General features: G+C 72.0%; 15 protein-coding genes. 12 read left to right on the top strand and 3 right to left on the bottom strand.

The genetic code is table 11. The annotated features are described in order from the left end of the window. Positions 1-225: 225 nt before the first annotated feature. The 12 genes from ACIO9K_RS20195 (at position 226) to ACIO9K_RS20250 (ending at position 12,544) form a co-directional block, all read left to right on the top strand. Positions 226-1,095: an ABC-2 family transporter protein gene (locus tag ACIO9K_RS20195; protein WP_363620053.1), complete on the top strand. Its 870-nt coding sequence runs from the start codon at positions 226-228 to the stop codon at positions 1,093-1,095. After that, entirely contained in the window at positions 1,088-1,915 is an 828-nt protein-coding gene (locus tag ACIO9K_RS20200) for an ABC-2 family transporter protein (protein ID WP_363620051.1), read from the top strand. The genes ACIO9K_RS20195 and ACIO9K_RS20200 overlap by 8 nt, the downstream gene beginning before the upstream one ends. A 50-nt stretch (positions 1,916-1,965) precedes the next feature. Then, positions 1,966-2,925 carry an ATP-binding cassette domain-containing protein gene (locus ACIO9K_RS20205; RefSeq protein ID WP_363620049.1) on the top strand — a complete coding sequence of 320 codons (960 nt, stop codon included), beginning with the start codon at positions 1,966-1,968 and terminating at the stop codon, positions 2,923-2,925. A gap of 159 nt (positions 2,926-3,084) precedes the next feature. Continuing rightward, positions 3,085-4,317 (top strand): glycosyltransferase family 2 protein, encoded by a 1,233-nt coding sequence (locus ACIO9K_RS20210; RefSeq protein WP_400331537.1) that lies wholly within the window; start codon positions 3,085-3,087, stop codon positions 4,315-4,317. Between the two features lie 91 nt (positions 4,318-4,408). Continuing rightward, on the top strand, positions 4,409-5,704 hold the full coding sequence (locus ACIO9K_RS20215; protein ID WP_400331749.1) for a nucleotide sugar dehydrogenase: 1,296 nt from the start codon (positions 4,409-4,411) through the stop codon (positions 5,702-5,704). A gap of 210 nt (positions 5,705-5,914) precedes the next feature. Continuing rightward, positions 5,915-7,210, top strand: coding sequence for a DUF445 domain-containing protein (locus ACIO9K_RS20220; RefSeq protein WP_363620046.1), 1,296 nt, complete (start codon positions 5,915-5,917; stop codon positions 7,208-7,210). A 115-nt stretch (positions 7,211-7,325) separates the two neighbouring features. After that, on the top strand, positions 7,326-8,342 hold the full coding sequence (locus tag ACIO9K_RS20225; protein WP_363620169.1) for an adenosine deaminase: 1,017 nt from the start codon (positions 7,326-7,328) through the stop codon (positions 8,340-8,342). Positions 8,343-8,500: 158 nt separating this feature from the next. Further along, positions 8,501-9,079 carry a toxin-antitoxin system HicB family antitoxin gene (locus ACIO9K_RS20230; protein WP_400331539.1) on the top strand — a complete coding sequence of 193 codons (579 nt, stop codon included), beginning with the start codon at positions 8,501-8,503 and terminating at the stop codon, positions 9,077-9,079. A gap of 132 nt (positions 9,080-9,211) precedes the next feature. Next, positions 9,212-10,048 carry a DUF4097 family beta strand repeat-containing protein gene (locus ACIO9K_RS20235; RefSeq protein ID WP_363583720.1) on the top strand — a complete coding sequence of 279 codons (837 nt, stop codon included), beginning with the start codon at positions 9,212-9,214 and terminating at the stop codon, positions 10,046-10,048. Further along, positions 10,048-10,974 carry an ATP-binding cassette domain-containing protein gene (locus tag ACIO9K_RS20240; protein WP_400331541.1) on the top strand — a complete coding sequence of 309 codons (927 nt, stop codon included), beginning with the start codon at positions 10,048-10,050 and terminating at the stop codon, positions 10,972-10,974. The genes ACIO9K_RS20235 and ACIO9K_RS20240 overlap by 1 nt, the downstream gene beginning before the upstream one ends. Further along, positions 10,971-11,741 carry an ABC transporter permease gene (locus ACIO9K_RS20245; RefSeq protein WP_363583716.1) on the top strand — a complete coding sequence of 257 codons (771 nt, stop codon included), beginning with the start codon at positions 10,971-10,973 and terminating at the stop codon, positions 11,739-11,741. The genes ACIO9K_RS20240 and ACIO9K_RS20245 overlap by 4 nt, the downstream gene beginning before the upstream one ends. 209 nt (positions 11,742-11,950) lie before the next feature. Beyond that, a complete protein-coding gene (locus tag ACIO9K_RS20250; protein ID WP_363620040.1) occupies positions 11,951-12,544 on the top strand; it encodes a hypothetical protein in 594 nt (197 codons plus the stop codon). Between the two features lie 70 nt (positions 12,545-12,614). On the opposite strand, the gene ACIO9K_RS20255 is transcribed toward ACIO9K_RS20250, so the two are convergent. The 3 genes from ACIO9K_RS20255 to ACIO9K_RS20265 form a co-directional block, all read right to left on the bottom strand. Next, positions 12,615-13,019 carry a hypothetical protein gene (locus ACIO9K_RS20255; RefSeq protein ID WP_363620039.1) on the bottom strand — a complete coding sequence of 135 codons (405 nt, stop codon included), beginning with the start codon at positions 13,017-13,019 and terminating at the stop codon, positions 12,615-12,617. Between the two features lie 258 nt (positions 13,020-13,277). Further along, the gene (locus ACIO9K_RS20260; RefSeq protein WP_400331546.1) at positions 13,278-13,463 is read right to left on the bottom strand and encodes a DUF397 domain-containing protein; all 186 of its coding nucleotides are present in this window, start codon (positions 13,461-13,463) and stop codon (positions 13,278-13,280) included. A 4-nt stretch (positions 13,464-13,467) separates the two neighbouring features. Next, entirely contained in the window at positions 13,468-14,319 is an 852-nt protein-coding gene (locus tag ACIO9K_RS20265) for a helix-turn-helix domain-containing protein (RefSeq protein ID WP_400331549.1), read from the bottom strand. Positions 14,320-14,430 lie beyond the last annotated feature (111 nt).

The following is a 14,430-nucleotide window of genomic DNA, read 5'->3' on the forward strand; positions in this document are numbered from 1 at the left end:
GGTTGGCGTGCTCGGGGAAACCGGGTGCGGCGGCTGGTCCTCGGCGCTACGGTGAAAGGTGCAAACCAGGTAGCGCCTCACGTGGCGCACTCGCATAGCGCACCCAGTTCCGTCAGCTCCGCGCGTTCGGCCCGGTACCCCCGGGTGCGGCCGGTCGGAGCCGCTGGGGTGTGCGCGGACGTCGGCGGGTATCCACCTGCCCGTATTTGTCGACAAGGAGACAATATGCTGAATCTCGCGCCCCCGGAGACGCGGACCGCACGCCCTCCTGATCCCACCGGGCCGCTCCCCGTCCTCGGGCTCTACGCGGCCGTCGCCCGCGGCGCCTTCCGCCGCTACTCCACCTACCGGGCCGCCACCGTGGCCGGCACCTTCACCAACACCGTCTTCGGCATCATCCTGGCCTCCTCCTTCCTCGCCCTCTGGCAGGCCCGCCCCAGCCTCGGCGGCTACGACCAGAGCCAGGCCGTCACCTACATCTGGGTCAGCCAGGCCCTGCTGGCCACCGTCGCGGTGTGGGGCGGCGGCTTCCAGGACGACCTCCAGGACCGCTTCCGCAGCGGGGACATCGCCGTCGACCTCTACCGCCCGGTCGACTTCCAGGGCTGGTGGCTGGCCACCGACCTCGGCCGGGCCGCCTTCCAACTGCTGGTCCGCGGCACCGTGCCGCTGCTGGTCGGCGCGTTGGTGTTCCGCACCCGGATGCCCGAGCAGCCGCTGACCTGGGCGGTCTTCCTGCTCTCGGTGCTGCTCGCGCTGGTGGTCAGCTTCGGGCTGCGCTTCCTGGTCTCGATCACCGGCTTCTGGCTGCACGACTCGGACGGGGTGCGCTCGGTGATGCTGGTGGTCTCGATGTTCTTCTCCGGGATGCTGCTGCCGATCGTGCTCTTCCCCGGCCTGCTCGGCGACGTCGCCGCGGTGCTGCCCTGGGCGGCGCTGGTGAAGGTGCCGACCGACGTCTTCCTGGAGCGCTCGACCGGCGCCGGCCTGCTCGGTGCGCTCGGCTTCCAGCTCGCCTGGGCCGCCGCCCTGCTCGCCGCGGGCCGGGGCGCCCAGTGGCTGGCGACCCGCAAGGTGGTGGTGCAGGGTGGCTGAGCCGATCGTGCCCCGCACCGCGTGGGCGGTCCGCTCCTGGTGGCTGTGCGCCCGGATGTGGATGCGCTCGATGATGGCCTACCGGGCCTCCTTCACCCTGAACCTGGTGGCCAGCCTGGCCACGCACTCGCTGGACTTCGTCGTCCTGGTGCTGATGTTCCGGCACACCGACCAACTGGGCGGCTGGCGACTGCCGGAGATCGCCTTCCTCTACGGCACCGCGACCTTCGCCCTCGGCGTGGCCAACCTGCTGGTCGGCTCGGTCGAGGGCCTCGGCGTGCGGATCGTCAACGGATCGCTGGACACCATGCTGATCCGGCCGGCGCCCGCGCTCGCCCAACTGTGCGCCGAACGCTTCTCGCTGCGCCGGCTCGGCCGCCCCGTCCAGGCCCTGGCGGTGCTCGCCTGGTCACTGGCCACCCTGGACGTCCACTGGACCTGGGACCGCGTGCTGCTGGTGCCCGCCCTGCTGGTCTGCGGCAGCGTCATCTTCGGTGCGATCTACGTCGGCGGCGCGACCGTGCAGTTCTGGTGGGGCGAGTCCAAGGAGATCCAGAACTCCTTCACCTACGGCGGCGCGACCCTGCTGCACTACCCGCCGACCATCTTCGCCAAGGAACTGGTGGCCGGCGTGGTCTTCGGCGTCCCGCTGGCCTTCGTCAACTGGCTGCCCGCCCTGCACGTCCTCGGCCGGCCCGACCCGCTCGGCCTGCCCACCGCCTTCCAGTACGCCTCCCCGCTCGCCGCCGCGCTCTGCGTCGCCGCCGCCGGGCTCGCCTGGCGGGCCGGGCTGCGCGCCTACCGCGGCACCGGCAGCTGAAGCTACCGGGGCACCGGTAGCCGAACCCCCCTCCTACGCAAGGAACCCCCATGGCACTGATCGAACTCGAGGACGTCCGCCGCACCTTCACCGTGCGGGTCCGCACCGGCCGCTTCAGCCGGGTCAGGCGCGAGGTGCGCGCGGTGGACGGGCTGAGCTTCACCGTCGAGGCCGGCGAGTGCGTCGGCTACATCGGCCCCAACGGCGCCGGCAAGTCGACCACCATCAAGATGCTCACCGGCATCCTCGTGCCCAGCGGCGGGCGGCTGCGCGTCGCCGGAGTGGACCCGGCCCGCGAACGCGTCGCGCTGGCCCGCCGGATCGGCGTCGTCTTCGGCCAGCGCACCACGCTCTGGTGGGACCTCCCGCTCCGCGACTCCTTCGAACTCGCCCGCCGGATCTACCGCATCCCCGACCGCCGATATCGCGAGAACCTCGGCCGCTGCGTCGAACTGCTCGACCTGGAAGGACTGCTGGACACCCCCGTCCGCCAGCTCTCGCTCGGCCAGCGGATGCGCGGCGACCTCGCGGCGGCGCTGCTGCACGACCCGCAGGTGCTCTACCTGGACGAGCCGACCATCGGCCTGGACGTGGTCAGCAAGGGGAAGGTGCGCGAGTTCCTGCGCGAGGTGAACCGGGACCGGGGCACCACCGTGCTGCTCACCACGCACGACCTGACCGACATCGAGCAGCTCTGCGGCCGGGTGATGGTGATCGACCACGGCCGGGTCGTCTACGACGGCGGGCTGGACGGCCTGCACGCCACCGGGCGCAGCGAGCGCACCCTGGTGGTCGACCTGGCCGAGGCCCGGCCCGAGATCGAGGTGGACGGGGCCCGGGTGGTGAAGGTCGAGGGGCCCCGGCAGTGGCTGGCCTTCCCGGCGCAGCAGAGCGCCGCGCCGATCGTGGCGGCGGTGGCCGCGCGCTATCCGCTGGTGGACCTGTCGGTGCGCGAGCCGGCGATCGAGGACGTGATCGCGCGGATGTACACGGAGGCGGCGATCGGCTGAGCCCCCGGGACGGCCTGGACGCCTTGGACGCCTTGGACGCCCTGAAACGTCCGTTCGGGCGCTGTCACCCGTCCGGGGAGGGCACGTGACTCCCCGGCGGGCAGTCGAGTTGACGTTGCATCGCTCGGCGAACAGCACACCGGAGGGCAGCGCTTCTCGATGACCGGACCCGATGTGACCGTGGTGGTCGCGGTCTACAACACCATGCCCTACCTCACCGCCTGCCTGGACTCGCTGGTCGGGCAGACCCTGGCACCCGGGCGGCTGGAGGTGGTGGTCGTCGACGACGGCTCCACGGACGGCGGCGAGGCCGTCCTGGACGACTACGCCGCCCGCCACCCCGGGCTGTTCCGGGTGGTGCACCAGCCCAACTCGGGCGGCCCGGCGGCCCCCACGAACCGGGGCCTGGCGCTGGCCCGCGGCCGCTACGTGCTGTTCCTCGGCGCGGACGACTGGCTCGGCGCCGAGGCGCTGGAGCGGCTGGTCGCGGCGGCCGACGCCTGGGGTTCGGACGTGCTGGTGCCCAAGCAGGTCGGGGTGAACGGGCGGCTGGTGCCGCAGGGGATCTTCCACGCCAACGCCGAGTCCGTCGGTTTCACCGACTCGGCGCTGGCCTGGGCGCTGTCCGACACCAAGCTGTTCCGGATGGACCTCGTCCGGCGCCACGGGCTGCGCCGCGACGAGGAGTTGAAGGTCTTCTCGGACCAGCCGTTCACCCTGGAGGCCTGCCTGCGGGCGGGCCGGGTGTCCGTCCTCGCCGACTACGACTGCTACTTCCTGGTGCTGCGCGAGGACTTGGGCAACGTCACCCAGCGGGCCGGGGTGTTGGACCGGCTGCGCGGGATCGCGGCGTTGCAGCAGGTCGCCGCCGATCTGGCCTCGCCCGGCGGGGAGTTGGACGCGATCCGGGCCCGCAGCTTCGCCTGGGACGTGCCGCGGCTGCTCCAGGACGACTTCCTGCTGCTCGACGACGCCGTCCAGGAGCAGGTCTGCGCCGAGGTCGGCCGGCTGATCGAGCGCTTCGACGCCCGCGCGGTCTACCCCCGGCTGCCCGTCGCCGAGCGGCTGCGGCTCGAACTCGCCGCCGCCGTCCGGCCGGAGGCGCTGCGGGACCTGATCCGGTACGAGGCCGCGCACGGCGATCCGCCGGTGGTCGTCGACGGGCGGCGGCACTACGCGGGCTACCCGGCGTTCCGGGACGCCCGGCTGGGGCTGCCGGACGAGCTGTTCCTGCTGGGCGAGGAGCCGGTGCGGCTGCCGTCGGAGGTCCCGCCGCTCAACCTGGCCCAGCAGCTGTGGCGTGGCGCCGTGCCGGCCCAGCTGCGGCGCGGGCTGCGGCGCTACCCGGTGTGGCGCCGGCTCGCCAACACGGTGAACGGGGGCCGGGGGTGAGCGGCGGCCCCGGAGGCCGGGGCCGCCGGAGGCCGGGGGCCCCGGAGGAATGGGACACGAGGATGAACGGGACGCGGGGATGAACCGGGCGATGGACGTGTGCGTGGTCGGGCTGGGCAAGCTGGGCCTGCCGCTGGCCGTGCAGTTCGCGCTGAAGGGTCACCGGGTGACGGGGGCGGACATCGCTCCCGGGGTCGTCCGCAGCGTCAACCAGGGCGTGCCGCCGTTCCCCCGGGAGGCGGGTTTGGACGAGGCCCTGAAGCAGGTGGTCGCCGAGGGGCGGCTGCGGGCCACCACCGACACCACGGCCGCCGTCGCCGCCGCCGAGGCCGTGGTGCTGGTCGTCCCGCTGGTCACCGCCGCCGACGGCACCCCGGACTTCGGCCTGCTCGACGCGGCCACCGACGCCGTCGCCGCCGGGCTGCGCCGGGGCACCCTGGTCAGCTACGAGACCACCCTGCCGGTCGGCGTCACCCGGGGCCGCTGGGCGCCCCGGCTGGCGGCCGGCTCCGGGCTGGCCGCCGGGGCGGACTTCGCGCTGGTGTTCAGCCCGGAGCGGGTCCGCACCGGGCGGGTCTTCGCCGACCTGCGGCGCTACCCCAAGCTGGTCGGCGGCGTGGACGCGGCCTCGACCCGGTGCGGCGCCGAGTTCTACCGGGCCGCGCTGGACTTCGACGCGCGCCCCGACCTGCCCCGGCCCAACGGCGTCTGGGAGTTGGCCTCGGTGGAGGCGGCGGAGTTCGCCAAGCTCGCCGAGACCACCTACCGGGACGTCAACATCGCGCTGGCCAACCAGTTCGCCCGGTACGCCGACCGGGTCGGGGTGGACTTCGCGGAGATCGCCGACGCGTGCAACTCGCAGCCGTACAGCCACCTGCACCGGCCCGGCATCGCGGTCGGCGGGCACTGCATCCCGGTGTACCCGCGGCTGTACCTGTGGAACGACCCGGGCGCGACGGTCGTGCGGGCCGCCCGGGAGGCCAACCTGGAGATGCCCGGGTACGCGGTCGGGGTGCTGGACGGCGCGCTGGCGGGCGGGATCGCCGGGCAGGGCGTGCTGGTGCTCGGGGCGGCGTACCGGGGCGGGGTCAAGGAGACGGCGTACTCCGGGGTGTTCCCGCTGGTCGAGGCGGTTCGGGCGGCGGGGGCGCGGCCGTACGTCAGCGATCCGCTGTACCGGGGCGGGGAACTGGCGGCGCTCGGGTTGCCCCCGTACGACGGGGAGCCGGTGGTGGCGGCGGTGCTCCAGGCGGACCACCCGGAGTACCGGGAGCTGGCGCCGGAGGACCTGCCGGGGGTGCGGGTGCTGCTGGACGGGCGGCGGTGCACGGATCCGGCGGCGTGGGCGGTCGAGGGGGTGCGGCGGATCGTGCTGGGCGGGGCGTGATCGTGCTGGGCGGAGCCTGAGGGGGTGCGTTTCAGGCTCTGACGGGCGTGCGGGGTGCCGCGTCGGCGGGCACGGTGGACCGCACACGGCGTGAGGGGGAGGGTACGGGGCGTGCGCCCGGCTGCGCGCGAGGCGTGCCCGGGCGCGCAACCAGGCGCGTGATCGCGGGGCGCGCCCTCGCCCGCGCCGGGCAGCGGGCAGACTGGCGGGGTGAGTGACGAAGCCTTCAGCGGTACGGGCCCCGGGGTCCGGTTCACCGCCGCCGACGAGCAGAAGAGACATGGCGTCCGCCGGATGAAGACCATCGCGACCGGCCTGCTGGCCTTCGCGAGCCTGGTCTTCGCCCTCGCCACCTGGGCCAAGGCGGCCGGCGCCGGCGCCTGGGCCGGGTACGTGGCGGCGGCCGCCGAGGCGGGCATGGTCGGCGCGCTGGCCGACTGGTTCGCGGTGACGGCGCTGTTCCGCCGCCCGTTCGGCCTGCCGATCCCGCACACCGCGATCATCCCGACCAAGAAGGACGCCTTCGGGCGCTCGCTCGGCGACTTCGTCGGCGACAACTTCCTCTCCGGCCACGTGGTGCGCGGGCGCCTCGCGGCGCTGGGCATCGCCCGGCGGCTGGGGGAGTGGCTGGCCGCGCCGGGCAGCGCCGAGCGGGTCACCAAGGAGGCCTCGGCGGCGCTGCGCGGGGTGCTCGCGGTGCTCCGGGACGACGACGTGCAGGCGGTCGTCGCCGAGGCGGTGACCAGGCGGGCGGCGGCCACCTCGGTGGCCGAGCCGATGGGCCGGATGCTGGGCAAGGTGGTCGCGGACGGCGGGCACCACGGCGTGGTCGACCTGGTGGCCGTCCGGGCGCACGGCTGGCTGACCGCCAACCACGAGGAGGTGGTCCAGCGGGTCACCCAGAAGACCCCGGGCTGGACGCCCAAGTTCCTCGACCACCAGGTCGGTGAGCGGGTATACAAGGAGCTGATGCGGTTCGTCACCGACATCCGGGACGACCCGGACCACCCGGCCCGCGGTGCCATCGACAACTTCCTCGCCGACTTCGCGACCGAACTGCAGACCGACCCGGAGACCATCGCCCGGGTGGAGCGGGCCAAGGTGGAACTGCTGGCCCGGCCCGAGGTGCAGGACCTGATCGCCTCCACCTGGGCGGCCGTCCGCACCCTGGTGGTGAACGCGGCCGGAGACGAGGACAGCGAACTGCGCCGGCGCATCCGCGAGGGCGTGGGCAGCTTCGGCGCACGCCTGGCCACCGACGCCAAGCTCCAGGCCAAGGTGGACGGCTGGCTCCAGGACGCCGCCCAGTACCTGGTCGACACCTACCGCGCCGAGATCACCTCGCTGATCTCCGAGACGGTGGCGGGCTGGGACGCCGACGACGCCTCCCGCAAGATCGAGGCCAACGTGGGCCGCGACCTGCAGTTCATCCGGATCAACGGCACCGTGGTCGGCGCCATGGCCGGGCTGCTCATCCACACCGTCGCGACCGCCCTCGGAGGCTGACCCCGGGGCGGCCTATCCTTGCCAGCACCTGTCGGTACGCGCGTAGAGGAAGTAGGGAACCACCGTGGTCCAGCCGGACGGAAGTCGGATCGGAAACCCCAGTGGCCAGGGGGGCATCGAGGCGTTCATCGCCGGGATGCCCAAGGCGGAGCTGCACGTCCACCACGTGGGTTCGGCCTCGCCGCGCGTCGTCGCCGAGCTGGCGGCCCGCCACCGCGGCCGGTCGAAGGTGCCGGTCGACCCGGCGGCGCTCGCCGAGTACTTCACCTTCACCGACTTCGCGCACTTCATCGACGTCTACCTGAGCGTCGTGGACCTGATCCGCGACGCCGAGGACGTCCGCGCGCTCACCTACGGCGTGGCCGAGGACATGGCGCGCCAGAACATCCGGTACGCCGAACTGACCATCACCCCGTACTCCTCGGTCAAGCGGGGCATCCCGGACGTCGCCTTCATGGAGGCGATCGAGGACGCCCGGCTGCGCGCCGAGAAGGAGCTCGGGGTCGTACTGCGCTGGTGCTTCGACATCCCCGGCGAGGCCGGTCTGGAGGCCGCCGAGGAGACCGCCCGGCTCGCCGTCGACCTGGCCCCCGAGGGCCTGGTCAGCTTCGGCCTCGGCGGCCCGGAGATCGGTGTGCCGCGCCCGCAGTTCAAGCCCTACTTCGACCGGGCGCGGGCGGCCGGCCTGCGCAGCGTCCCGCACGCGGGCGAGACCACCGGGCCGGAGACGGTCTGGGACGCGATCCGGGTGCTCGGCGCCGAGCGCATCGGGCACGGCACGCAGTCGGTGAAGGACCCGGCGCTGCTGGACCACCTGGGTGAGCACCGGATCCCGCTGGAGGTCTGCCCGACCTCCAACATCGCCACCCGGGCGGTGGAGCGGATCGAGGAGCACCCGATCAAGCGGATGGTGGACGCCGGGCTGCTGGTCACGATCAACAGCGACGACCCGCCGATGTTCGGCACCGACCTCAACACCGAGTACGCCGTCGCGGCGCGGCTGCTGGGCCTGGACGAGTCCGGGGTGGCGGCGCTGGCGCGCAACGCGGTCGAGGCGTCCTTCCTGGACGTGGCGGGCAAGGCGCGGCTGGCCGGCGAGATCGACGCGTACCTGGCGGGCTGGAAGGCCTGATCCCCGGCGTCCGCCCTGGTGGACGCCCCGCGAAGTGCCCCTGAACCGCCCCGTCGGCAGCTGTCGGCGGGGCGGTTCTCTGTGCCCACTCGGAGGTGGCGCCAAAGTGGCACCACTAGTGGCTCGACATGGCGCCACTGCTGTGCCATGCTGAGGCCATGGACCTCACGCCGTACGTCGAAAACCTTCGGAACGAGCTCGCGGTGGCCGCGGGCACGGGCGGGGACGAAGCCCGCGCGCTGGCCGAGCGGCTGACGCTGCCGCTGGATTCCGCCGTGCGGCTCACCCTGCTCAACGCGCTCTCGGCCGCGATGGGCGAAGTGACCCGCGAGCTCGCCCCCGGCTCGGTGGACGTGCGGTTGCGCGGGCTCGATCCCGAGTTCGTGGTCACCGTACCGCCCGGCGCCGACACCTTCCACGGTGATGTGCCGCCCGTGGCGCCACCGATGGCGCCGATGGCGGCATCGGTGGTGCCAGTGGCGCCGCCCGTGGTGCCGGAGTCGGACGAGACGGGCACGGCCCGGATCAACCTGCGCCTGCCCGCCCACCTCAAGGCCCGGGCCGAGGAGGCCGCCGGGCAGGAGGGCCTCTCCCTCAACGCCTGGCTGGTCCGGGCCGTCGCCGGCGTGCTGGAGGCCGGCGAGCCGCCCGCCCGCCCGGCCGCGCCGCAGGCCCCCCAGCCGACGGCTCGCCCGCGCCGCGGCGGCGGCCAGGGCTTCACCGGCTGGGTCCACTGACGCTTCCGCCCGCTCCGCCCGCTCCGCCCGCTCCGCCCGCTAGACCCGCTCCATCCGCGCTCCACCCGCAACGACGTCACCCCCGCTCCGACCAGCGGGAACACCCATCAGAGTCAAGAGGACGGGACAGCCATGCCTACGTACGAGACCGACAGACCGATCTCGGTCACCCTCGAATTCGAGATCGGCTCGGTGCGGATCAGCGCGAGCAAGCGCACCGACACCGTGGTCGAGGTCAAGCCCGCCAACCCCGCCGAGGAGGCCGACGTCAAGGCCGCCCAGCAGACCCAGGTCGACTACGCCGGCGGCCGGTTCACCCTCAAGGGCCCGAAGAAGCGCTCGCCGTTCGGCCGGATCGGCTCGATCGACATCCTGATCGAGCTGCCGGCGGGCTCGGAGATCAACGCCGACGCCCCGATGGCCACCTTCGTCGCCGAAGGCCCGCTCGGCGACTGCCGGCTGAAGACCTCGCTCGGCCGGATCCAGGTCGAGCAGGCCGCGAGCGCGCGGCTCAAGACCGACCACGGGGAGGTCCGGGTCGACTCGGTCGACGGGGACGCGGAGGTCTCCGGGCTCGGCCGGGTCGCGGTCGGCACGGTCGGGGGCGCGCTGACGGTCAAGAACAGCAACGGCGACACGGAGGTCCGCGAGGTCCACGGGGCGCTCAAGGCGAGCTCCTCCTTCGGCCGGATCGAGGTCGGCACCGCCCACGCGGGGGTGGACGCCAAGACGGCGCACGGCCCGATCCGGATCGGCCGGGTGGTGCGCGGCCAGGTCACCATGCAGACCTCCCTGGGGGACTTGGAGGTCGGCATCGCGGAGGGCACGGCGGCCTGGCTCGACGTGCACAGCAAGGTCGGCACCGTGCGCAACGCCCTCGGCGCGGCGCAGGGCCCGGGCGACGCCCGGGAGACCGTCGAGGTCCGCGGCCGCACCCAGCTCGGCGACGTCGTGATCCGGAGGGCGTGATGGCGGCGATCTCGGCAGTCGGACTGACCAAGTCCTACGGCGACAAGGCCGTGCTGAACGGCATCGACCTGGAGATCCCGGCGGGCAGCGTGTTCGCCCTGCTCGGGCCGAACGGCGCCGGCAAGACCACCACCGTGCAGATCCTTTCCACCCTGATCCCGGCCGACGGCGGGGTGGCCCGGGTGGCCGGGCACGACGTGGTCGAGCAGGCCTCCGGGGTGCGGGCGGCGATCGGTGTCACCGGCCAGTTCTCGGCGGTGGACAACCTACTCACCGCCGAGGAGAACCTGCTGCTGATGGCGGACCTCAACCACCTCCCCCGTCGGGAGGGGCGGAGGCGGGCCGAGGATCTGCTGCGGCGGTTCGACCTCACGGAGGCCGCGCGCAAGCCGGTCGTCACCTTCTCCGGCGGCATGCGGCGCAAGCTCGACCTGGCGATGACGCTGGTCGGCGATCCGCAGGTGATCTTCCTCGACGAGCCGACCACCGGGCTGGACCCGCGCAGCCGGCGGACGATGTGGGAGATCATCCGGGGGCTGGTCGCCGACCACGGGGTGACGATCTTCCTCACCACCCAGTACCTGGAGGAGGCCGACGAACTCGCCGACCGGATCGCCGTCCTGGACGGCGGGCGGATCGTCGCCGAGGGCACGGCGGACGAGCTGAAGCGGATCGTCCCCGGTGGGCGGATCCGGCTCCAGTTCGCGGATGCCGCCCAACTGGGTGCTGCCGCCGGGCTGTTCGACTACGCCGCGGTCGACACCGAGGCGCTGCGACTGGACATCCCGGGGGACAACTCCGTGGTCACCGTGAAGGCGGTGCTGGACGCGCTCGACAACGCCTCGGTCCAGGCCGAGTCGCTGGTCGTGGAGACGGCCGATCTGGACGACGTGTTCCTCACACTGACCGGGGAGGGCGCCCGATGAGCGCTTCGGTGAGCTACGCGGTCAGTGACTCGCTGACCATGCTGCGGCGCAACCTCAAGCACGCGCTGAGGTATCCGTCGCTGACCTTCGCGGTCGTGATCATGCCGGTGATGATGCTGCTGCTGTTCAACTACGCCTTCGGCGGCGCGCTCGGCGCGGGCATCGGCGGCGGCAGCTACATCGACTACGTGACGCCCGGCATCCTGCTGATGGCGGCCGCCTCGGGGTCGCTGGTCACGGCGATCGGGGTCTGCGTCGACATGACGGAAGGCATCGTCAACCGCTTCCGCACGATGGCGATCTCACGCTCGGCCTTCCTGGCCGGGCACGTGGTCGGCAGCGTGATACAGACCATGCTCGGCCTGGTCCTGGTGGTCGGCGCGGCGCTCGCGATGGGCTTCCGGCCCAACGCCGGGCTGGTGGAATGGCTGGCGGCCGTCGGACTGCTGCTGTTCGTCACCGTCGCGCTGACCTGGATATCGGCGGGCATCGGGCTGGTCGCCAAGACGGTGGAGAGCGCCAGCAACCTGCCGATGCCGATACAGTTCCTGCCCTTCATCGGCAGCGCGATCGTCCCGCCCGACTCGATGCCGACCGCCCTGCGGTGGTTCGCCGAGTACCAGCCGTTCACGCCGATCATCGAGACCCTGCGGGGGCTGCTGATGGGCACCCCGATCGGCAACAGCGCCTGGAGTGCGCTGGCGTGGTGCACCGGGCTGACGCTGATCGGCTACTTCTGGTCGAGGAGCGTCTTCTACCGGCGGTGACGGGGGTGCGGCCGGTAGCGGGAGGCCCGGGAGGACAGCGATGTCCGCCCGGGCCTCCCGGCGTCGTGGCCAGTGCCGAGTCTTGGCCGGTACCGAGTCGCGGCCGGTGGTGGTGGACGCCCAGGGCCTGGGCCGGAGCCGACCGGAGCCCCAACCGCCGGACATCCGGTAGTAAAGTCCGGGCAAAGGCTCACCCTGGGGAGGGGCGCATGACGGCGGCACGTCGCAAGCGGATCGTGTGGTGGCTCAGAGGTCTGGCGCTGGCGGCGTTCCTGGTCTATCTGCCGGGCTATCAGGCCTCTTTCTCAGGCGGGCTGGTGGAGGTCGAGCGCTGGCTCAACCATCCGCTGCCGCTGCTCGGCGCCACCGTCGTGCTGGCCGTGGTCTCGCTGGTGATCCAGTTCGAGTTCCGCACCTGGTGGTCGCAGGTCGGCTGTGCGGCCGCCCTGGTGTCGCTCGTCTTCCTCGCTGGGGTGGCCGTGCTCCTGTCGTTGCTGCTCGACCGCGACGGGCAGCCCGTCAGCCGGAAGAGCCACCCGGAGCACCCGGACCGCGTGCTGACCGTGACCGACGTCGCCTTCTCGATCGACCCGATCTACCGGGTCGAGCTGTTGACCGGCAGCGGTTGGTCCGCCCGCCACTGGGAACTGGGCGAATGGGACATCCGTGGCGGCGAGTTCGGCAGGATCGACTGGTCCGGGCCGGACCGGATCGCTGTGACCGGGGTGGAGGGGACCGAGACCGCGGTGTTCACTGTCGACCCGGACGGCCGGCCGAGCAGGCAGGACCCGACGCCCGGGTAGGCCGGTAGAGCCGAGGGGGGCGGTAGGCCCTCGCGCGGCGGGGAGGCCGCGCGAGGGCCTACCGGCGGGGCTACCAGGTGTCGATGCCCATCTTCTTGGCCGCGTCGTGGACGGCCTTGTAGTGGGCGTGGGACATGCCGGACTGCTTGTCCTTCTCGGGCAGGTTCTTGTCCGTCGCGCGGAATTCGTCGCGGGCCTCGGCGAGCAGGCTCGTGCCGTAGGAGACGGGGACGTCCTTGACGCCGTGGGACGGGTGGGTCTTCTCGGCCGTCTTGCTGCCCGCCTTGATCAGGATGTCGCGGGCCTTGTTGAAGTCGTCGGCCTTGACCGTCTTCGGGTTGCTGAGCTGGGCCTGCACCCGGGCCGTCGGCTGGGCCGGCGCGGTGCCTGCGGCCATGGCGGGAGCGGCGGCGGCAGCGGCGAGGGCGCCGGCGGTCGCGACTGCCACGAGGGCGTTCCGGAGGGTCCTGTTCATGGATATCGATCCCTTCGCAATGTCTAAGCATCAGTGCCCGCACCGGACTTGGAGTCCGTGGGAGTGCGAACTCCTCGGCACTACCCCGGCCCTCCTCGGCGGCAAACCGGCGTCGGTTCGGGGGTGGTTGGGGAGCGGCAGGATCAGGCCGTCTTGTGAATATGGGGTTATCGGACGGCTGGGTCAGCAGGGGCGGAAGAGTCTCAAGGGGACGGCCAGGGCGGGCCGTTCGTCGAACGGCCCGCCCGTTGCGGTGGATCAGACGTCGAACTCTCCGGCGCGGATGGCGGAGAGAAGGTCGCGCCATTCGGTGGGGGTGAGTTGGGCGATGGCGTCGGGTAGAAGAGTGCTGCGGACGTAGACGGCGTCGGAGGTGACGGCCACCTCCGGGCAGCTTGCGCCCTCACCGCAAGCCTCTGGGCGCTGCCAGTCGAGTATTTCCATGGCTCTAGATCTCCTTCTTGATAAGCCTGATGGCGTCACGAGACTGGCTTTCGGTGAGCGATCGCTCTGTCATCCTGTCGATGATGTGGCGATAGTTCTCCATCAACTTCTGCTCGTGAAGGAACATCGGGCCGTTGGCAGTGTCGAGCTGAACTGTGTCCAGGCGGGGCACTGGCCCGCTCGCGTGGATGATTCCTTGACCTGCACCCATGAAGCCATTGGTGCTGAAGGTGATCACCCGAAGCGTCACGTGGGGAAGTTCCGAGTACTCAAGTAGCTGGTCCATCTGTCGCTTTGCGGCGTCACGGCCGCCGAACAGCATGCGCAGAGCGGCCTCGTGGACCAACGCGGAGTACGGCGCGGCTCCGTCTCTCATCAGGAACGCCGAACGCTGAACTCGATGCTCAACGCGGGCTTCCACGTGACGGGGTGAGAGCGTCGGGTGGACATCCTTGAAGATGGCTCTCCCGTATTCCTCCGTCTGCATAGCGCCGGGGACGTGCGAGATCTGGTACGTGAGCAGTCCCCTGGAGAAGTACTCCATCTCGGCGATGTTGAGGAAGCCAGGCGGCACGGACCCTCGGTAGTCCTCCCACCAACCCTTGTGGCGTTCCTCGGCCATGGCCGCGAGCGCTTCCACGAAGGCGCGATCGCTCTCCTCATAGTCGCAAGCGAGCATGCGTACCCGCTCGGCGCTGATCGGGTACTGCCCCTTCTCGATCTGAGTGATCTTCGGTCGGGCGAATCCGAACAACGCGGCGGCTTCGGCAGTTGTGCGGCCCGCGCAGTCGCGCATCTTCCGCAGCTCGGTGCCTACTCGTTCCTGCCTGGCTGACGGGGTGGTTCGTGGTGGCATGCCCTCAAGCATCCATCGCGATCCCGGGAAGGGTCCAGCAATCCATCGATCGAGTGAAGGTTGGGGTAGAAGTACCCGGACATGTACCACCGATGCCCTACAGTCGGTGAC

Source organism: Kitasatospora sp. NPDC087271, assembly GCF_044744605.1.
GTDB lineage: Bacteria > Actinomycetota > Actinomycetes > Streptomycetales > Streptomycetaceae > Kitasatospora.